This is a genomic window from Streptococcus mitis, assembly GCF_009496285.1.
GTDB lineage: Bacteria > Bacillota > Bacilli > Lactobacillales > Streptococcaceae > Streptococcus > Streptococcus mitis_BP.
This window is the reverse complement of sequence record NZ_WIJK01000030.1, coordinates 1-19,299: the sequence shown is the minus strand read 5'-3', so window position 1 is coordinate 19,299 and position 19,299 is coordinate 1. Positions and strand designations below refer to the sequence as shown.

The 19,299-nt window shown below is 38.1% G+C and carries 16 protein-coding genes; 10 read left to right on the top strand and 6 right to left on the bottom strand.

Features of this window, described 5'->3' with window-relative positions:
- The first annotated feature begins 318 nt into the window (after positions 1–318).
- The gene (gene lysS / locus GEZ89_RS08725; protein WP_153225723.1) at positions 319–1,809 is read left to right on the top strand and encodes a lysine--tRNA ligase; all 1,491 of its coding nucleotides are present in this window, start codon (positions 319–321) and stop codon (positions 1,807–1,809) included.
- Positions 1,810–1,898: 89 nt separating this feature from the next.
- On the opposite strand, the gene GEZ89_RS08720 is transcribed toward lysS, so the two are convergent.
- The 3 genes from GEZ89_RS08720 to GEZ89_RS08710 all read right to left on the bottom strand — a co-directional run bounded on the left by GEZ89_RS08720 (position 1,899) and on the right by GEZ89_RS08710 (position 6,397).
- On the bottom strand, positions 1,899–3,569 hold the full coding sequence (locus GEZ89_RS08720) for a formate--tetrahydrofolate ligase (RefSeq protein WP_153225722.1): 1,671 nt from the start codon (positions 3,567–3,569) through the stop codon (positions 1,899–1,901).
- Positions 3,570–3,741: 172 nt separating this feature from the next.
- The gene (locus tag GEZ89_RS08715; RefSeq protein WP_153225721.1) at positions 3,742–5,217 is read right to left on the bottom strand and encodes a hypothetical protein; all 1,476 of its coding nucleotides are present in this window, start codon (positions 5,215–5,217) and stop codon (positions 3,742–3,744) included.
- The gene (locus tag GEZ89_RS08710; RefSeq protein WP_153225720.1) at positions 5,198–6,397 is read right to left on the bottom strand and encodes a hypothetical protein; all 1,200 of its coding nucleotides are present in this window, start codon (positions 6,395–6,397) and stop codon (positions 5,198–5,200) included. The genes GEZ89_RS08715 and GEZ89_RS08710 overlap by 20 nt, the downstream gene beginning before the upstream one ends.
- Positions 6,398–6,538: 141 nt before the next feature.
- On the opposite strand from GEZ89_RS08710, the gene GEZ89_RS08705 reads away from it, so the two are divergent.
- Genes GEZ89_RS08705 through GEZ89_RS08695 form a run of 3 tightly spaced genes read left to right on the top strand, consistent with a single transcriptional unit; the run spans position 6,539 to position 8,338 of the window.
- Positions 6,539–7,228, top strand: a complete 690-nt coding sequence (locus tag GEZ89_RS08705) for a phosphopantothenate--cysteine ligase (RefSeq protein WP_075231313.1) — start codon at positions 6,539–6,541, stop codon at positions 7,226–7,228.
- Positions 7,229–7,239: 11 nt separating this feature from the next.
- The gene (coaC, locus tag GEZ89_RS08700) at positions 7,240–7,791 is read left to right on the top strand and encodes a phosphopantothenoylcysteine decarboxylase (protein ID WP_153225719.1); all 552 of its coding nucleotides are present in this window, start codon (positions 7,240–7,242) and stop codon (positions 7,789–7,791) included.
- On the top strand, positions 7,775–8,338 hold the full coding sequence (locus GEZ89_RS08695) for an ECF transporter S component (RefSeq protein ID WP_153225718.1): 564 nt from the start codon (positions 7,775–7,777) through the stop codon (positions 8,336–8,338). Before coaC ends, GEZ89_RS08695 begins: the two co-directional genes overlap by 17 nt.
- Before the next feature lie 193 nt (positions 8,339–8,531).
- Here the strand turns inward: GEZ89_RS08695 and udk are convergent, their stop codons facing one another.
- The 3 genes from udk to GEZ89_RS08680 form a co-directional block, all read right to left on the bottom strand.
- The gene (gene udk, locus GEZ89_RS08690; protein ID WP_007555045.1) at positions 8,532–9,170 is read right to left on the bottom strand and encodes a uridine kinase; all 639 of its coding nucleotides are present in this window, start codon (positions 9,168–9,170) and stop codon (positions 8,532–8,534) included.
- 124 nt (positions 9,171–9,294) lie between these two features.
- Positions 9,295–11,028: a phosphoenolpyruvate--protein phosphotransferase gene (gene ptsP, locus GEZ89_RS08685; protein WP_153225717.1), complete on the bottom strand. Its 1,734-nt coding sequence runs from the start codon at positions 11,026–11,028 to the stop codon at positions 9,295–9,297.
- Positions 11,029–11,032: 4 nt separating this feature from the next.
- The gene (locus tag GEZ89_RS08680) at positions 11,033–11,296 is read right to left on the bottom strand and encodes a phosphocarrier protein HPr (protein WP_000146952.1); all 264 of its coding nucleotides are present in this window, start codon (positions 11,294–11,296) and stop codon (positions 11,033–11,035) included.
- A gap of 363 nt (positions 11,297–11,659) precedes the next feature.
- Between GEZ89_RS08680 and nrdH the strand changes: the two genes are divergently transcribed.
- The 6 genes from nrdH (at position 11,660) to GEZ89_RS08650 (ending at position 19,171) form a co-directional block, all read left to right on the top strand.
- Positions 11,660–11,878 carry a glutaredoxin-like protein NrdH gene (nrdH, locus tag GEZ89_RS08675; protein ID WP_000259242.1) on the top strand — a complete coding sequence of 73 codons (219 nt, stop codon included), beginning with the start codon at positions 11,660–11,662 and terminating at the stop codon, positions 11,876–11,878.
- A 68-nt stretch (positions 11,879–11,946) separates the two neighbouring features.
- Positions 11,947–14,106: a class 1b ribonucleoside-diphosphate reductase subunit alpha gene (gene nrdE / locus GEZ89_RS08670; protein ID WP_153225716.1), complete on the top strand. Its 2,160-nt coding sequence runs from the start codon at positions 11,947–11,949 to the stop codon at positions 14,104–14,106.
- Positions 14,107–14,279: 173 nt separating this feature from the next.
- Positions 14,280–15,242, top strand: a complete 963-nt coding sequence (gene nrdF, locus GEZ89_RS08665) for a class 1b ribonucleoside-diphosphate reductase subunit beta (protein WP_049526102.1) — start codon at positions 14,280–14,282, stop codon at positions 15,240–15,242.
- A gap of 128 nt (positions 15,243–15,370) precedes the next feature.
- Entirely contained in the window at positions 15,371–16,138 is a 768-nt protein-coding gene (locus tag GEZ89_RS08660) for a DeoR/GlpR family DNA-binding transcription regulator (RefSeq protein ID WP_153225715.1), read from the top strand.
- Between the two features lie 272 nt (positions 16,139–16,410).
- On the top strand, positions 16,411–18,750 hold the full coding sequence (locus GEZ89_RS08655; RefSeq protein ID WP_153225714.1) for a Xaa-Pro dipeptidyl-peptidase: 2,340 nt from the start codon (positions 16,411–16,413) through the stop codon (positions 18,748–18,750).
- Positions 18,701–19,171, top strand: coding sequence for an arginine repressor (locus GEZ89_RS08650; protein WP_075231622.1), 471 nt, complete (start codon positions 18,701–18,703; stop codon positions 19,169–19,171). The genes GEZ89_RS08655 and GEZ89_RS08650 overlap by 50 nt, the downstream gene beginning before the upstream one ends.
- The last annotated feature ends 128 nt before the right edge of the window (positions 19,172–19,299 follow it).

Here is a 19,299-nt window from a genome sequence, read left to right as displayed (position 1 = left end):
ATTATAATCAGGTTTTTCTTTGTGAAACATAGGGATTACCTCACAACTCTTCTTACCTCTATTATACGACTTTACACAAAGAAAAGCCCTTAGAAACTTGACTTCCAAGGACTTTGTCTTCAATCTGTTTAAAAACTTCAACCTTTTGGAATGGAACGACACTTCTTATCAAAATTAGAACTGAACTTAACAATCACTGTTAAGTTCTTTTTAGATTTTATAGAATATCCGTGAATTTATTTGACTTTTATGATAAAATGGGAGTATCGCAAAAAAGACTCATCGTATCAAGAATTGAGTAAAAACTAGGAGGAAACCATGTCAACAGAACATATGGAAGAACTAAATGACCAGCAGATCGTTCGCCGTGAAAAAATGGCTGCGCTCCGCGAACAAGGAATCGATCCATTCGGTAAACGATTTGAACGCACTGCTAACTCTCAAGAACTAAAAGATAAATTTGCTGACCTCGATAAGGAACAACTAAATGAATTGAACGAAACTGCTACTATTGCAGGTCGTCTTGTTACCAAACGTGGTAAGGGTAAGGTTGGATTTGCCCACCTTCAAGACCGCGAAGGTCAAATCCAAATCTACGTTCGTAAAGATGCTGTCGGTGAAGAAAACTACGAAATCTTTAAAAAGGCTGACTTAGGAGACTTCCTTGGTGTCGAAGGTGAAGTTATGCGTACAGATATGGGAGAACTCTCTATCAAGGCTACACATATTACTCACTTGTCCAAAGCCCTTCGTCCGCTTCCAGAGAAATTCCACGGTTTGACTGACGTTGAAACTATTTACCGTAAACGTTACCTAGACTTGATTTCTAATCGTGAAAGCTTTGAACGCTTTGTTACTCGCTCAAAAATCATCTCTGAAATCCGTCGTTACCTTGACCAAAAAGGCTTCCTTGAAGTGGAAACACCTGTTCTTCACAATGAGGCTGGTGGAGCATCTGCGCGTCCATTTATCACTCACCACAATGCTCAAAATATTGATATGGTGCTTCGTATCGCGACTGAGCTTCACTTAAAACGTCTTATCGTCGGTGGTATGGAACGCGTTTATGAGATTGGCCGTATCTTCCGTAACGAAGGAATGGATGCTACTCATAACCCTGAGTTCACTTCTATCGAAGTTTACCAAGCTTATGCAGACTTCCAAGACATCATGGACTTGACGGAAGGCATTATCCAACATGCTGCTAAATCAGTTAAAGGCGATGGTCCAGTCAACTACCAAGGAACTGAAATCAAAATCAATGAACCATTTAAACGTGTTCACATGGTTGATGCTATCAAGGAAATTACTGGTGTCGATTTCTGGCAAGAAATGACTTTGGAAGAAGCCAAAGCTATCGCTGCTGAGAAGAAAGTTCCAGTTGAGAAACACTACACTGAAGTTGGTCACATTATCAATGCCTTCTTTGAAGAGTTTGTTGAAGAAACCTTGATCCAACCAACCTTTGTCTATGGACATCCAGTAGCTGTATCTCCACTGGCTAAGAAGAATCCTGAAGACGAACGCTTTACTGACCGTTTCGAACTCTTCATCATGACTAAGGAGTACGGTAATGCCTTTACTGAGCTCAACGATCCAATCGACCAACTTAGCCGTTTTGAATCCCAAGCTAAAGCTAAAGAACTTGGTGACGATGAAGCGACAGGTATCGACTACGACTACATCGAAGCCCTTGAATACGGTATGCCACCAACAGGTGGTTTGGGAATCGGTATCGACCGTCTCTGCATGCTCCTCACTGACACAACAACTATCCGTGATGTATTGCTCTTCCCAACAATGAAATAAAATACAAATCTCCTAGTCACATTCTAGGAGATTTTTTTGTGTTAATAAAAAGACAAACTCGATTTTGAGCTTGTCTATTTGTTGTTCAATTAGAATAATCCAAGAACTGTTCCATCGCTTTCAACATCCATGTTGAGAGCTGCTGGTCGTTTTGGAAGTCCAGGCATGGTCATGACATCGCCAGTTAGGGCAACGATGAATCCTGCACCTAATTTTGGTACCAATTCACGAATGGTAATTTCAAAGTTTTCAGGTGCTCCAAGTGCATTTGGATTGTCTGAGAAGCTATACTGGGTCTTAGCCATACAGATTGGCAATTTGTCCCAACCGTTTTGAACAATTTGAGCGATTTGTGTTTGAGCTTTCTTCTCAAAGTTCACTTTGCTACCACGGTAGATTTCAGTAACAATCTTTTCAATCTTTTCTTGAACAGAAAGGTCATTGTCATACAAACGTTTATAGTTAGCTGGAGTTTCAGCAATAGTCTTAACAACTGTTTCGGCAAGTGCTACTCCACCTTCTGCACCATCAGCCCATACGCTAGCTAATTCAACTGGAACATCGATTGAAGCACAAAGTTCTTTCAAGGCTGCGATTTCAGCTTCTGTATCAGATACAAATTCATTGATAGCAACAACTGCTGGAATACCGAACTTACGGATATTTTCAACGTGTCGTTTCAAGTTAGCAAAACCTGCACTAACCGCCTCCACATTTTCCTCTGTAAGAGCGTCTTTAGCCACACCACCATTCATCTTAAGAGCACGAAGGGTTGCGACAATGACAACTGCATCTGGAGATGTTGGCAAGTTTGGTGTCTTGATATCAAGGAATTTCTCAGCACCAAGGTCCGCACCAAAACCAGCTTCAGTAACTGTATAATCAGCCAAGTGAAGGGCTGTTGTCGTTGCCAAGACTGAGTTACATCCGTGTGCGATATTGGCAAATGGGCCACCATGTACAAAGGCAGGTGTTCCATAGATGGTTTGAACCAAGTTCGGTTTGATAGCGTCTTTCAAAATCAATGCCAAGGCACCTTCAACCTGTAGATCACCTACTGAAACAGGTGTACGATCATAACGGTAACCAATGACGATATTGGCCAAACGACGTTTCAAATCTTCAATGTCAGTTGCCAAGCAAAGGATAGCCATGATTTCTGAAGCAACAGTGATATCAAATCCATCTTCGCGAGGAATACCATTAAGAGGACCACCGAGTCCAACAGTTACATGACGAAGGGCGCGGTCGTTTAAGTCAACAACACGTTTCCAAAGAATACGACGTTGGTCAATTCCTAGCTCATTTCCTTGGTGCAAGTGATTGTCAATCAAAGCAGAGAGAGCATTGTTTGCAGTTGTAATAGCGTGCATATCTCCAGTAAAATGAAGGTTGATGTCTTCCATTGGTAAAACTTGGGCATAACCACCTCCAGCAGCGCCACCTTTAATTCCCATGACAGGTCCAAGAGAAGGTTCGCGGATAGCAATCATGGTTTTCTTACCAATCTTATTCAAAGCATCAGCAAGTCCGATAGTGATAGTTGATTTTCCTTCACCAGCAGGTGTTGGATTGATAGCAGTAACTAGAATCAATTTACCGACTGGATTACTTTCCACTTCACGAATCTTATCAAAACTAAGCTTAGCCTTGTATTTTCCATACAACTCCAAATCATCGTAAGAAATACCCAGTTTCTCTACAACATCAACAATAGGCTTCAACTCAATACTCTGTGCGATTTCAATATCTGTTTTCATTCAAAACTCCTCTAACCTCTTATATGATAATTCATTATAACACAAAACAAGATTTTTAACATCCTTAAACTCTCTAAACGTTCGTAAATATCACAATACTTCAGACTTTCTTTGCTTCTTTTTAAATTTTTATATGCCTTTATAGGTTTTAACTATAGTTGAAAGCTTTCTACTAACTCAGAAAGTAGCTATCAATTTCGGATAAATCATGTAGAATTTCGTCATTAGAAACTCCTATATACTCAGCTAATTCAATTGAATACTCAAAACGAAGACGTGTATTGATAGATAAATCAAAAGAGTAATCCTGTAATCGTCCTAGTTTATGATATTTATCCATAATATCATTAAAAATAATTTTGTATTTATCATCTAAGTTTTTGATATGATTATCTAAGTTTTCCCTGTAATCTTGAATTAATTCCTGTTCCCTATCACTTAAAATTCCTTTACCTATTTCCCAAATTATTAAAGTAGCTATTGAACCTACTACTGCTCCTAAGACAGGGACAGGAATAAGTGTTTGACCAACGCATGAACCAATTGTCGCTAATGTTGTATCCAATGTATTGATAGTTATAAAATTTATAAATTCATCCTCAGTAATCTCATTTGTTCTAAGTTTAGTAATAATATCTACCATGCCGTAACTTGCTGTTACAAACGCACTTGCATTAGGAGCACTCATTTTAAAAACATTAGTGAGACCATAAATCGCGTAACCTGATATAGAACCTTTTACCGCACCTTCCACTGTTTCCAGTCCACAGTCTAACCAATCTGATTGATCAAATTCAAAAATTGTTTTTCCTTCTTTGTATTTCCCATACACATTGAACATCAAAGCTAAACCACCCTGTAAAACAGCTGCATTTCTTGCAATCTTATTGGCTTCTTTTATTCTTGGCAATGAATTTTTTTGTGCTACTAATCGTTTTTTATTTAATTCTTGTTGTTTTAGTCTGACTGTTTTACGAATATTCTTCTCTTCGGAATCTAAAAAAGAATTAATTGAATTTTTTTGAGCATCATTATAATTTAGAACAGATGATTTCATCCAAGATTTATATGAAGTAAGTCCCTTGCTTTCGGTAATATCATTGATCATTTGTCGTATATCGGTAATTTGTTTAATAGACAATCTTTTACCATCAAATTCAACTTCTTTGGCGCCAGCCATAATTTTTTCGTATACTAGCACGTGATCTTTTGGAAACATCATTTTCATTTTTTTACTGTAATGAAATGATTGAGCTAGTTCATCACGTAAATTATTATAAAACTTCATTTGAATGGTATTTCTACCAATTAATAAATCGGCTGGTCCATTATCATTCAATACTTTTACAATAGGATTTAATCCTTCAAAAGCTCTTCTCGCATTCACAATTCCTGCTTCTGCAAATTCAGCAATAAAACCGTGACCGCCGTATTCACCTCCACGATTCTTTAGAATAACGTCTTCAATGTTATCTCTAGCATAGTTTAAGATTTTAGAGGCATTGTCCTTGTTTAAAATGACATGTCGAGCTTCATCCTCAATCATTTTCATAGTAATTTGTAAGTCTTGAATTCTCAAGTTGTTTAAACAATTGACATAAGCACCTATCCCTTGATAAAATGCTCTATTAACAGCCTGATTCATCATTTATTTTAATTTCCTTATTAATCATCGAAGTAAGTGAGAGGGTTGAATTTACTAAACTACCTGCTTGATACTTTTCATCATCTGTAAATAAGTTATAATCTTTTCCAATTAAAGAAAGATTAGCTAAGTAGATCCCCTCAGTTTGCTTTTCAATTAAATTAATTAATTCAGTAATTTCTATTATTGATTTTTCAGTTTGTCTAATCAATAACTCAATTTTCTTTTGTTCATCAAGCGCTTCTTTAGCTACTTCTTCATTTTTTCTATTAGCAAAAACACCTGCTCCTACAGACGCTGTTAACATTAAGCCAGCAATCCCCCAACCAACAGGCCCCACCATGGCTAGAAAGGCATTGCCAGCAGCCATACCTCCTCCGCCCGCTGCTAGGCTTCCTCTACCTAACCAAGCTAATGCCGCACTATTTCTTGCTGCACCTGTCAAACTAGAAATTGCTGTTCCTGTTGATGCGACACCAAAAGTAGTTGCAACTCCCATAGCTGCAGTAGGACCTAAAGTTGCGACTGTCACACCTAAAGCACTTAAAGAAGCTGTAGCTGCCGTACTACCGCTGGCTAATTCTGCTTCTTTGATTGCCTGAGTAATAGCTAACTGCTTATCTTCGAAATTCTGTATTTCAACAATTATTTCTTCTAACTTTGTTTCAAATTCTTTCGGTTTATTTGCTAATTTACTAATTCTTTCTTCAATGATTTTGACAACTTTGATCGCCTTGTCTCTACTTTTATAAAGCTCAGTCGATTTATTCGTTAGATCTGTGGCTTTTTCATTATATGTTTGAATAGATTCATGATAGTTCGCAACAGCTTCGGACCTTAGTTTACCATTAAAAAGATCTATTGAATCAATTTGTGTTTTTGCTTCCGTTGCAACTTTACCAGCTTGATTAAGCGTGCCAGATGCAACCTCTGTTACTTGTTGAACAGTATCATTCGCTACTGTAGCAGCTTGACCTGAAACGTCTGAAACAACATTTCCTATCTTATTTGATACATCTCCTATTACTTTTACAGAATCTGATAATAAATCTCCTGTAACTTTCCCAGCGCTATCTAAAGCTTTTCCAGCTTCATTAAGTACGCTACTGGTTGTCTTACTAGCATCATCAATTACTTTACTAGCTTCTTTAACCATATTATCTGCAAACTTAAAAAAGTCCATAACGGCTTCCCCTTTTCATATATAACTAAAATAATTATCTTATATCTTAAATTAATTGTCAATAATAATATAGTTATAAAGTTTAGTTATATTTTATCGCTTTCATTTTACTTACTGCTCATTTTTTTGTACAATAGTTCTATGAAAATTTTAGTTACATCTGGTGGTACAAGCGAAGCCATTGATAGAGTTCGCTCCATTACCAACCACTCTACTGGTAGACTTGGTAAAGTTATAACTGAGACTTTACTGAAGGCTGGGCATCAGGTTTGTCTGATTACTACGCAACAAGCACTAAAACCAGCACCACACTCAAATTTATCCATCATTGAAATCAAAAACACTTCCGATTTACTTCGAAAGATGAAACGGATTGTTCCTGATTATCAAGTTTTGATTCATTCCATGGCAGTCTCTGACTATAGTCCTGTTTACATGACTGGTCTTGACCAAGTCCAAGCAAGCCAAGATTTAAGTGAGTTTTTGCATAAGAAAAATATGGAAACAAAGATCTCCTCTAAGGCTGAGGTGCAAGTCCTATTTCTCAAGAAAAATCCAAAAATTATTGCTCTTGTCAAAGAATGGAACCCCAATATTCATCTCATCGGCTTTAAACTGCTTGTCGATGTTACCAAGGAGCATCTGATTCAAATCGCTAGAGAAAGTCTTGAAAAGAATCAAGCTGACTTGATTGTCGCTAATGACCTCACTCAGATTAATGAAAATCAGCACCTGGCTTATCTAGTAGAAGAAAAAGATTATCAGCTTTCTACTAGCAAGCAAGAAATTGCTGACTTGTTAACCAAGAGAATTCAAGAACTTGATCGTTAGAAAGGAAAATTATGGCTCGTATTACACTCGCTGTTACAGGCTCTATCGCTTCTTACAAGGCTGCTGATTTGGTTAGTAACTTGAAGAAACAGGGGCATTCTGTTACGGTACTTATGACCCAGGCTGCGACTGCCTTTATCCAACCTTTAACCCTTCAAGTCCTATCTCAAAATACGGTACATCTGGATGTTATGCAGGAACCTTATCCTGACAAAGTCAATCATATCGAGTTAGGCAAAGAAACAGATTTGTTTATCCTTGCCCCTGCAACCGCTAATACGATTGCAAAAGTAGCATATGGTTTTGCAGACAATATGGTAACCTCTACTGCTCTTGCCTTGCCAAACTATGTTCCAAAACTAGTAGCACCTGCTATGAATACCAAAATGTATGACCATCCAGCAACTCAAACAAACCTAAAAACTTTAGAAACTTATGGTTATACAATTATTTCCCCTAAAGAATCCCTACTGGCCTGTGGCGATGTAGGACGGGGTGCTCTTGCTGATCTTGATACTATTTTACAACAGATAAAGGAAAAACTTCATGAACAAACGCTCTAATATTGCTCCAATTGCTATCTTTTTTGCCAGCATGATCGTCATTCATCTGCTGAGCTCAATTGTCTTTAATGTCTTGCCCTTTCCAATTAAGCCAACCATTGTCCATATCCCAGTCATCATTGCTAGTATCATCTACGGACCACGGATTGGGGCCATCTTAGGTTTCTTGATGGGGATGATTAGCTTGACAGTCAATACAATCACAATTCTTCCAACCAGCTATCTTTTCTCTCCTTTTGTACCAAACGGTAACATCTACTCCCTAGTTATTGCGATTGTACCACGCGTCCTTATTGGTTTGACTCCATACTTTGTCTACAAACTCCTCAAAAACAAGGCGGGGCTTATCTTCGCGGGAGCACTCGGTTCCCTCACTAATACTGTATTTGTACTAGGCGGTATCTTCTTCCTCTTTGGAAATGTTTTTGATGGAAATATCCAGAAACTATTAGCTACTGTTATCTCAACAAACTCTATCGCAGAACTGATTATCTCAGCAGTTCTTACCCTAGTTATTGTTCCGAGACTTGAAAAAATCAAAAAATAAGAGGTCGGGAAAATCCCGACCTCAATTTTTATTTGCCCCGAGTAACTGACTTTGTATTTAATTAAGATTACAGACTTCTAAAAGTCCCTTTGACGAGACTATCGAAAAGCATGATTGTAAAGACTTACTGATATGGGAAAAGGCTTCAATCTTGATAAAATCATTACTTTCCCACAGCCTTTTTATCTACTTATTATTGGGCTAGACGTGCTTCTTCTAAAATCTTTTCAATTTTTGTCGTCAGCAAATCGATAGCTACTGTGTTGGTTACACCTTCTGGAATAACGATATCTGCATAACGCTTTGTTGGCTCAATAAATTGATGATACATGGGTTTTACCACACCAAGATACTGGTCAATAACGCTATCCAGGCTACGACCACGTTCTTCCATATCACGTTTAATACGGCGAATGATACGAACATCATCATCTGTATCTACGAAAATCTTGATATCCATCAAATCACGAAGTCGTTTGTCCTCCAAAACCAAGATTCCTTCTACGATAAAGACATCCTGAGGTTCTTGACGATAAGTTTTTGAACTTCTGGTATGGGCAGCATAATCATAGGTAGGAATATCAACTGGACGACCTGCCAACAACTCTTTGATTTGCTCAATCATCAAATCAGTATCAAAAGCAAAAGGATGGTCATAGTTGGTCTTAATACGCTCTTCAAAGGTTAGATGAGATTGATCTTTATAGTAGGAATCATGCTCAATCATAGAGATTTTTTCATTTGGAAAATGCGACAAGATTGCTTTAGATACGCTTGTCTTTCCTCCTCCAGATCCACCTGTTACTCCGATAATGATTGGTCTATTTTGCATTGTAGCCTCCTTGTTTTTTCCCTTGTCTATTTTACCATATTTTTGATAAATTTTACAGATGGAGTTTTCTACAAAATAGAAGAAAAAATCCTCATAGCTAGAAGCTATAAGGATTTGTAATTGATTAATCGAAGTTAACGTATTCTTTAGAAAGTTCAAGAACTTCTTCCATTGTTGAACATTCAGTAAGAGCACGGTTAGCGTATTCTTGCATTTTAGCAGTGTCGAGTTTCTTCATCAAGCTACGTGTACGAAGTACAGATGTTGCTGACATAGAGAACTCATCCAAGCCCATTCCGACAAGAAGTGGAACAGCTGTTTGGTCACCAGCCATTTCACCACACATACCAGCCCATTTACCTTCAGCGTGAGCTGCTTTGATAACGTTATTGATCAAACGAAGGATTGATGGGTTGTATGGTTGGTAAAGGTATGAAACTTGTTCGTTCATACGGTCTGCAGCCATTGTGTATTGGATCAAATCGTTTGTACCAATTGAGAAGAAATCAACTTCTTTTGCAAATTGGTCTGCAAGCATAGCTGCTGCAGGAATTTCGATCATGATACCAACTTGGATGTCATCCGCAACTGCAACACCTTCAGCAAGAAGGTTAGCTTTTTCTTCATCGAAGACTGCTTTAGCTGCACGGAATTCTTTCAAAAGCGCAACCATCGGGAACATGATACGCAATTGACCGTGTACAGAAGCACGAAGAAGAGCACGGATTTGAGTGCGGAACATTGCATCTCCTGTTTCAGAGATAGAGATACGAAGAGCACGGAATCCAAGGAATGGGTTCATTTCATGTGGCATATCGAAGTAAGGAAGTTCCTTGTCACCACCGATATCCATTGTACGGACAACAACTGGTTTACCGTTCATTCCTTCAAGAACAGCCTTGTACGCTTCGTACTGTTCGTCTTCAGTTGGGAAGTCTTGAGAATCCATGTACAAGAACTCTGTACGGTAAAGACCTACAGCTTCTGCACCGTTTTCGTTAACACCTTCAACGTCTTTTGGAGTACCAATGTTTGCAGCCAATTCGAAGTGTTTACCGTCAGCAGTAACTGTTTGAGCATCCTTCAAGAGTGCCCACTCAGCTTTTTGTTGAGCGTAAGCTTCACCAGCTGCTTTAAATTCAGCTGCTTGTTCTTCAGTAGGGTTGATAATCACTTCACCTGTAATACCATTAACAGCAAGTAGGTCACCATCTTTAACGATTTCAGTGATATTGTTTGTACCCAAAACTGCAGCGATTTCAAGTGTACGAGCCATGATAGCTGAGTGACTTGTACGACCACCAATGTTTGTTACAAAAGCTTTAACAAAGTTTTTGTCCAATTGAGCTGTATCAGATGGAGTCAAGTCGTGAGCAATCACGATTACTTCTTCATTGATAGAAGCTGGGTTTGGCAATTTTTTACCAAGGAGGTTAGCCAATACACGTTTTGTTACGTCGCGGATATCCGCTGCACGTTCTTGCATGTATGGGTTGTCTTCCATGCCTTCAAAGATTGTGATAAACATGTCTGTAACTTCTTTCAGACCTGCTTCTGCATTCACTTTCTTAGCACGGATAGTTTCTTTGATTTGACCGATCAATTCAGGGTCAGCAAGAACCATCAAGTGAGCGTCAAATACTTGTGCCGCTTCTTCACCAAGCGTACCTACAGCCTTCTCGCGGATAAGAGAAAGCTCGTTTTGAGAAGCTTCAAGAGCAACATCCAAACGAGCCTCTTCTGCATTTGTATCTTCGACTGTAACAGTCTCGAATGATAAATCCGGTTGAACGAGTAGATATGCTTTTGCAACTGCAACACCGTCAGATGCTGCGATTCCTTTAAGCATTTCTGTCATTTCCTTATGCCAATCCTTCTTTTTCCATTGTTTCTGAGATTGCAGCGATAGCGTCATCAGCGTCTGCACCTTCAGCAGTGATTGTAACGTCAGCACCTTGACCAACACCAAGGCTCATTACACCCATGATAGATTTAAGGTTAACTGATTTACCTTTGTACTCAAGAGTGATATCTGAAGCAAATTTGCTAGCTGTTTGTACCAACAATGTTGCTGGACGTGCGTGAATACCTGTTTCTGCCACTACGTGGAAATCTTTAGAAGCCATAGTTTGACTCTCCTTTAATAGTTTTCTTGTTGAGTTACATATCTGATAACCCTTACAATTTAGTATTATATCACCTTCATTGATATTTTTCAAGTATTTTATGGACTTTCTTCAATTTCCTTTCAGATAACTTGCTGAAAATCTTCTATTAAATTTAGCAAAACACAGTATGTAGTTTTTGTCGAGACACCTATAATGAAATCATTGCTTTTTCTGTAATTATTTTTTAATGCTACACTATATATTGTGTTTGTTAGTAAAATCAGTAAAATAAGTACACAAGATTTAGTTTTAGAAAGTTGACAAAGTTTTTTTTTCTGATATACTAAGAAAGTAATAATTTTTTAAAGAGGAGTTACAGAAATGGTAACCGTATATTCTAAAAACAACTGTGTCCAATGTAAAATGACGAAACGTTTTTTAGACAGTAATAATGTTGAATATAAAGAAATCAATCTTGATGAACAACCTGAATACATTGATCAAGTAAAAGAGCTCGGCTTTAGTGCTGCTCCTATTATTCAGACACCAACAGAAGTTTTCTCTGGTTTCCAACCAGGTAAACTCAAACAACTTGCTTAAGAACCAGGACAAAAGCTTCTATGTCTACCTTAGAAGCCTTTCTTTTGTAATTAGATAAAGGATTTTTTATGGGATTAAAACAACTTGAAGATGTGACTTACTTCCGTCTTAATAATGAAATTAACCGTCCTGTTAATGGACAAATTATGCTTCACAAAGACAAGGAAGCTTTAGAAGCCTTCTTTAAAGAAAATGTTGTACCTAACACAATGGTTTTTGACTCAATAACGGATAAAATCAACTTCCTCATTGAGCATAACTACATTGAGACAGCATTTATCAAGAAATACCGTCCAGAATTTTTGGAAGAACTGCATCAATTTATCAAGGATCAGAACTTCCAATTTAAGTCTTTCATGGCTGCCTATAAATTCTATAATCAGTATGCTCTGAAAACTAATGACGGAGAGTACTATCTTGAAAGCATGGAAGACCGTGTCTTCTTTAATGCCCTTTACTTCGCGGATGGTGATGAAGCGATTGCTATTGATATCGCTAATGAAATCATCCACCAACGTTATCAACCTGCTACTCCTTCTTTCTTGAATGCAGGTCGTGCACGTCGTGGTGAATTGGTATCTTGCTTCTTGATTCAGGTAACAGATGATATGAACTCTATCGGACGTTCTATCAACTCTGCTCTTCAACTTTCACGTATTGGTGGTGGTGTGGGAATTTCCCTCAGCAACCTTCGTGAAGCTGGAGCTCCTATTAAAGGCTATGAGGGTGCTGCTTCTGGTGTCGTACCAGTTATGAAGCTTTTCGAAGACAGCTTCTCTTACTCTAACCAACTCGGTCAACGTCAAGGTGCTGGGGTTGTTTACCTCAATGTCTTTCACCCAGATATCATCGCCTTCCTTTCAACTAAGAAGGAAAACGCCGATGAAAAAGTGCGTGTCAAGACTCTTTCACTTGGTGTTGTGGTTCCAGATAAATTCTACGAATTGGCTCGTAAAAATGAAGAAATGTACCTCTTCAGTCCTTACTCTGTAGAGCTTGAATACGGCGTGCCATTTAACTACATCGATATCACAGAAAAATACGATGAGCTAGTTGCAAATCCAAACATCCGTAAGACAAAAATCAAAGCGCGTGATTTGGAAACTGAAATTTCTAAATTGCAACAAGAATCTGGCTATCCTTATGTAGTAAACATCGATACTGCTAACCGTGCAAATCCTGTCGATGGTAAGATTATCATGAGTAACTTGTGTTCAGAGATTCTTCAAGTCCAAGAACCAAGTCTTATCAATGATGCTCAGGAGTTCCTAAAAATGGGTACTGATGTCTCATGTAACCTTGGTTCAACAAACGTGGTCAACATGATGACTTCACCTGACTTTGGTCGCTCCATCCGTGCTATGGTTCGTGCCCTTACTTTTGTTACAGATAGTTCACACATCGTCGCTGTTCCTACTATCGACCACGGAAACAGCCAAGCTCATACATTTGGACTTGGAGCTATGGGACTTCACAGCTATCTTGCTCAACAATTGATCGAATACGGATCACCTGAGTCTGTTGAATTTACAAGCATCTACTTTATGCTTATGAACTACTGGACCTTGGTTGAGTCAAACAATATCGCACGTGAACGTGGTGTAACCTTCCACAACTTTGAAAAATCAGACTATGCTAACGGAAGCTACTTTGATAAGTATTTAACTGGCGAATTCCTTCCGAAATCAGACCGTGTTAAAGAGCTCTTCAAAGATATCTTTATTCCTACTGCTGCTGACTGGGCTGAACTTCGTGATAAAGTTAAAGCAGATGGACTTTACCACCAAAACCGCCTTGCTGTAGCGCCAAATGGTTCTATCAGCTACATCAACGATGTTTCTGCCTCTATTCACCCAATTACGCAACGTATCGAAGAACGCCAAGAGAAGAAAATTGGTAAGATCTACTATCCTGCTGCTGGTTTGTCAACAGAAACAATTCCTTACTACACTTCTGCTTATGACATGGATATGCGTAAGGTAATTGATGTTTATGCTGCTGCGACTGAGCACGTGGACCAAGGACTTTCACTCACACTCTTCATGCGCAGTGATATCCCAACAGGTCTTTACGAATGGAAATCAGAAAATAAACAAACAACACGTGACTTGTCTATCCTTCGTAACTATGCCTTCAACAAAGGTATCAAGTCTATCTACTACGTCCGTACCTTTACAGATGATGGTGGAGAAGTCGGTGCTAACCAATGTGAGAGCTGTGTGATTTAATTCAACTCTCAAAAAAATTACATTTACTTAATCCATTTAACGTATTTTGCTGATAAAATCATGTAAGAACATAAAAGTCGGGCCTCCGACTTTTTGTTCGATTATAGAATAGAATTATGATAAAATAAGAATGATTATGTTATCGTATTACTACACACAGAAAGAGATTTCAAATGAAAACTTACTACAAAGCTATTAACTGGAATGCCATCGAAGATGTCATCGACAAATCAACCTGGGAAAAGCTGACTGAGCAATTCTGGCTCGATACGCGTATTCCCTTGTCAAATGACCTAGATGACTGGAGAAAGCTTTCTAACAAGGAAAAAGACCTTGTTGGTAAAGTTTTTGGAGGTTTGACCCTTTTGGATACCATGCAATCAGAAACTGGTGTTCAAGCCCTTCGTGCTGATATTCGTACGCCTCACGAGGAAGCTGTTTTTAACAATATCCAATTTATGGAATCTGTTCATGCTAAGTCTTACTCTTCTATCTTCTCAACCTTAAATACCAAGTCTGAAATTGAAGAAATTTTTGAATGGACTAATACCAATCCATATCTTCAGAAAAAAGCTGAAATTATTAATGAAATCTACCTAAACGGAACGCCACTTGAAAAGAAAGTAGCTAGTGTTTTTCTTGAAACCTTCCTCTTCTACTCTGGTTTCTTCACTCCTCTCTACTATCTTGGAAACAACAAGTTGGCCAACGTAGCTGAGATCATCAAGTTGATTATTCGTGACGAGTCTGTACACGGAACCTACATCGGCTACAAATTCCAACTTGGTTTCAATGAATTGCCAGAAGATGAACAAGAAAAACTCAAAGAATGGATGTACGACCTTCTCTATACTCTTTATGAGAATGAAGAAGGCTACACAGAGAGCCTCTATGACGAAGTCGGATGGACCGAAGAGGTTAAAACCTTCCTTCGCTACAATGCAAATAAGGCTCTTATGAATTTGGGGCAAGATCCTCTCTTCCCTGACTCAGCGGACGATGTCAACCCAATCGTTATGAACGGGATTTCAACTGGTACATCAAACCACGACTTCTTCTCTCAAGTTGGTAATGGCTATCTACTTGGTGAAGTTGAAGCTATGCAGGATGATGACTATAACTATGGACTAAATTAATACCTAACCTAAAAAAACATCTAAGTTTAATTACAAACCAGATGTTTTTTTTTGTTTATTTTTGTTTTCTTTAAGTTGCTTAGCTGTTTAAAATATGATAAAATAATATTAGATTTGGGGGTGGTTCAATGCTGAAGCAAGAAAAATTAGATACTATCTTAGAAATTGTTAATACAAAAGGAACGATCACTGTTAAAGAGATTATGAGTCGCCTAGATATTTCAGATATGACTGCTAGACGTTATTTACAAGAGTTGGCAGATAAAGATTTACTGGTTCGTGTTCATGGTGGAGCCGAAAAACTTCGAACAGGTTCCTTATTAAATAATGAGCGTTCTAATGTTGAAAAACAAGGACTACAAACAGCAGAAAAACAAGAAATTGCTCGCTTTGCTAGTCACTTAGTTGAAGAAAGAGAAACTATTTTTATCGGTCCAGGTACTACCTTAGAGTTCTTTGCGCGTGAGCTTTCTATCGATAACATTCGTGTTGTTACTAATAGTTTACCTGTATTTCTCATTCTAAACGAGCGTAAGTTAACTGATCTAATTCTAATCGGTGGTAATTATCGTTCAATTACTGGTGCATTTGTAGGCACTCTAACCCTCCAAGATATTGCCAGTTTGCAATTTTCAAAAGCCTTCGTTAGTTGTAATGGTATCAAGGACCATGCTATCGCTACTTTTAGTGAAGACGAAGGTGAAGCACAGAAATTAGCACTAGAAAACGCCAATAAAAAATATCTCCTAGCTGACCATAGCAAATTTGATAAATTTGATTTTTTCACATTTTACAATATCTCAGATATCGACACCATTATCACTGATTCAAAATTAAGTGACCAAACACTCCAATCACTATCTAAACAAACTAAAATTATCAAGTCAAAACCTTAAAATTTACAACTAGTCACAGAATTTAGTAGCTACTACTAATTCCATGGCTAGTTTTTTATTTTATATTAAGCGTGCAATCTAAAATATTTCAATTATTTTTCAAATCTATGATTTCTGTATTTTTAATTTAATAGATTCCTCGAATCTGTCTTTTTATATTCCATTTCACGAAGTCATCCTTTTTAATTTATTATAACAGTTACTTGTATTTTCTATCATTTTCCCTACTTTTTTGATAAAATAAATTTAATGATTCTTCAAAGGAGGCATCTATGCGTTTTAATCAATTCAGTTACTATCCTGTAAGCCAGCAAGAAGCTTTACAGGAATTATCCAGCCTTGGATTCAAGCTTGACCAATCAAATTCTGATAAAGAACTGTTTGAAGCTTTTGTTAGAACTTGCTTTTTCAATTACAAAAATACAGATTATCCCCTCTCAACTTTAGCTGTAGATAAAGAAACTGATCTGCTCACTTTCTTCAACTCTGATCGTGAATTAACTGCAGAAAATTTCTATACTGTTGCCTTTCAGTTGCTTGGTTTCAGTTACTTGACAGACTTTGAAGATGGTCTTGCTTTTCATAAAGAAACGGCCTTCCCTATTGTATACGGAGATTTGATTGACAATCTCTATCAACTCCTTAACACGCGCACTAAAAAGGGAAATACCTTGATCGATCAATTGGTTAGCGATGGTCTTATCCCTGAGAACAATGATTGCCACTACTTCAATGGTAAGAGCTTGGCAACCTTTTCTGCAAACAATGCTATTCGGGAAGTTGTTTATGTAGAGAGTCGTATTGATTCTGATGATGATGGACTGCCAGATCTTATCAAGGTAAACATTATCCGTCCATCTTACCATGGCAAAATTCCAGCTGTTATGACAGCAAGCCCTTACCATCAAGGAACCAATGATAAAGCAAGCGATAAAGCTCTTTACAAAATGGAAGCTGAGCTAGAAGTCAAGGAACCGCATGAAATTTCTCTAGAAAAACCAACATTAGACTTGGTTGAACCTGTTGGAGAAGCGGAACTTGTTTCAGAAGCTGAAGAAAAACTCACTCATATCAATAGCAGCTACACACTTAACGACTACTTCCTTCCAAGAGGATTTGCAAATATCTACGTATCTGGTCTTGGAACCAAGGATTCTCAAGGTCAAATGACCAACGGAGATTACCGACAAGTTGAAGCCTATAAAAATGTTATTGATTGGCTCAATGGTCGTTGTCGTGCCTTCACAGACCACAGTCGTAAACGTCAGGTCAAGGCTGACTGGTCAAATGGAAAAGTTGCCACTACTGGTCTTTCTTATCTAGGAACAATGTCTAATGGTCTTGCCACTACAGGAGTTGATGGTTTAGAAGTCATTATTGCTGAAGCAGGTATTTCTTCTTGGTACAACTATTATCGAGAAAATGGTCTGGTAACTAGCCCAGGTGGCTATCCTGGGGAGGACTTCGATTCATTAGATGAATTAACTTATTCTCGTAATCTCTTAGCTGGTGACTATATTCGTGGAAACGAAGCTCATAAAGAATCTATAGAAGAACTCAAGAAAAATCTAGACCGTAAAACTGGGGATTATAACCAATTCTGGCATGACAGAAACTACCTACTCAATGCTGAAAAAGTTAAGGCTGAAGTTGTCTTTACACACGGTTCGCAAGACTGGAATGTCAAACCACTTCATGTCTATCAAATGTTCAATTCTCTTCCAAGCAATATTAAGAAACATCTCTTTTATCATAACGGTGCCCATGTTTATATGAACAATTGGCAGTCTATTGATTTCCGTGAATCCATGAATGCTCTTTTGACGCAGAAATTATTGGACCAAGAAACTGACTACCGACTTCCAAGAGTCGTTTGGCAAGACAATACAGCTCCTCAAACATGGATGACATTAGATGATTTCGGAAATCAAACTGACCATAAAACTTTCTCTTTAGGTACTGAAGAAGCTGTCATTGAAAATCATTACCAAGAATCAGACTTTGAACGTTTTGGAAAAACCTATCAAACCTTTAATAATGAATTATATCAAGGGAAAGTCAATCAGGTAACTATTGATCTGCCAGTGACAGAAGACCTTCATCTCAATGGGCGTGTTAAACTAAACCTCCGTCTCAAATCAAGTACCAATAAAGGCTTACTATCTGCCCAACTTCTCGAACTTGGTCAAAAGAAATACCTACAACCGTATCCAGGAGTCTTGGCTGCTCGTACGATTGATAATGGTCGTTACCATATGCTGGAAAACCTTTGCGAGCTACCATTTAGTCCAAATGCTCAACGCGTTATCACCAAAGGCTATCTCAATCTTCAAAATCGTCATGATTTATTGAAAATTGAAGAAATTAAGCCAGATGAATGGTTGGAATTTCAATTTGAACTCCAACCAACTATTTACAAACTAAAAGAAGGCGATACAGTACGTCTCGTTCTTTACACAACAGACTTTGAGATTACTGTACGTGACAATACAGACTATCACTTGACTGTCGACCTTGCACAGTCTAGTCTTGAGATACCTTTTCAAAGGGAGGTAACTGTAGATGAACAAAGCCGAGCAAAGACACCAGCTCATCCGAGCCTTAATCACTAAACAAAAAATTCATACCCAAACTGAATTACAAGAACTACTGATTGAAAACGGAGTACAGGTCACACAAGCAACACTTTCAAGAGACATTAACCTGATGAATCTTTCTAAGATTCGTGAAGGTGAACACTCCTATTATTCAATCAACACTGACTCTACATCCAAGTGGGAAAAACGGCTAGAAGTCTATATGGAGGAAGCACTCTACATGATGCAACCCGTCCAACACCAGGTTGTTATCAAAACCTATCCAGGTTTGGCACAATCCTTCGGATCTATCTTGGACGCCCTAAACTTCCCTGAAATAGTGGCTACTATCTGTGGAAATGATGTCTGTTTGGTTATCTGCGAGGATAAGGAACAAGCTCAATCTTGCTTTGAACGCCTCAAACAATTTGCACCACCTCTATTTTTTGATCGGTAGCAAAGTGTCTGGGACAAAATAGTTCTCAGCCACAAAAAAGCTAGAGGTTCCCAATTGTGGAATTCTAGCTTTTTAATTTTGAGTCATTCTCTTATTGTATTTTAGGAGGTTATTGGCCATGAGCACCA

Coding starts and splice junctions, on each gene's coding strand:
- lysS (WP_153225723.1), top strand. CDS start 319: ATGTCAACAGAACATATGGAAGAACTAAATGACCAGCAGATCGTTCGC.
- GEZ89_RS08720 (WP_153225722.1), bottom strand. CDS start 3,569: ATGAAAACAGATATTGAAATCGCACAGAGTATTGAGTTGAAGCCTATT.
- GEZ89_RS08715 (WP_153225721.1), bottom strand. CDS start 5,217: ATGATGAATCAGGCTGTTAATAGAGCATTTTATCAAGGGATAGGTGCT.
- GEZ89_RS08710 (WP_153225720.1), bottom strand. CDS start 6,397: ATGGACTTTTTTAAGTTTGCAGATAATATGGTTAAAGAAGCTAGTAAA.
- GEZ89_RS08705 (WP_075231313.1), top strand. CDS start 6,539: ATGAAAATTTTAGTTACATCTGGTGGTACAAGCGAAGCCATTGATAGA.
- coaC (WP_153225719.1), top strand. CDS start 7,240: ATGGCTCGTATTACACTCGCTGTTACAGGCTCTATCGCTTCTTACAAG.
- GEZ89_RS08695 (WP_153225718.1), top strand. CDS start 7,775: ATGAACAAACGCTCTAATATTGCTCCAATTGCTATCTTTTTTGCCAGC.
- udk (WP_007555045.1), bottom strand. CDS start 9,170: ATGCAAAATAGACCAATCATTATCGGAGTAACAGGTGGATCTGGAGGA.
- ptsP (WP_153225717.1), bottom strand. CDS start 11,028: ATGACAGAAATGCTTAAAGGAATCGCAGCATCTGACGGTGTTGCAGTT.
- GEZ89_RS08680 (WP_000146952.1), bottom strand. CDS start 11,296: ATGGCTTCTAAAGATTTCCACGTAGTGGCAGAAACAGGTATTCACGCA.
- nrdH (WP_000259242.1), top strand. CDS start 11,660: ATGGTAACCGTATATTCTAAAAACAACTGTGTCCAATGTAAAATGACG.
- nrdE (WP_153225716.1), top strand. CDS start 11,947: ATGGGATTAAAACAACTTGAAGATGTGACTTACTTCCGTCTTAATAAT.
- nrdF (WP_049526102.1), top strand. CDS start 14,280: ATGAAAACTTACTACAAAGCTATTAACTGGAATGCCATCGAAGATGTC.
- GEZ89_RS08660 (WP_153225715.1), top strand. CDS start 15,371: ATGCTGAAGCAAGAAAAATTAGATACTATCTTAGAAATTGTTAATACA.
- GEZ89_RS08655 (WP_153225714.1), top strand. CDS start 16,411: ATGCGTTTTAATCAATTCAGTTACTATCCTGTAAGCCAGCAAGAAGCT.
- GEZ89_RS08650 (WP_075231622.1), top strand. CDS start 18,701: ATGAACAAAGCCGAGCAAAGACACCAGCTCATCCGAGCCTTAATCACT.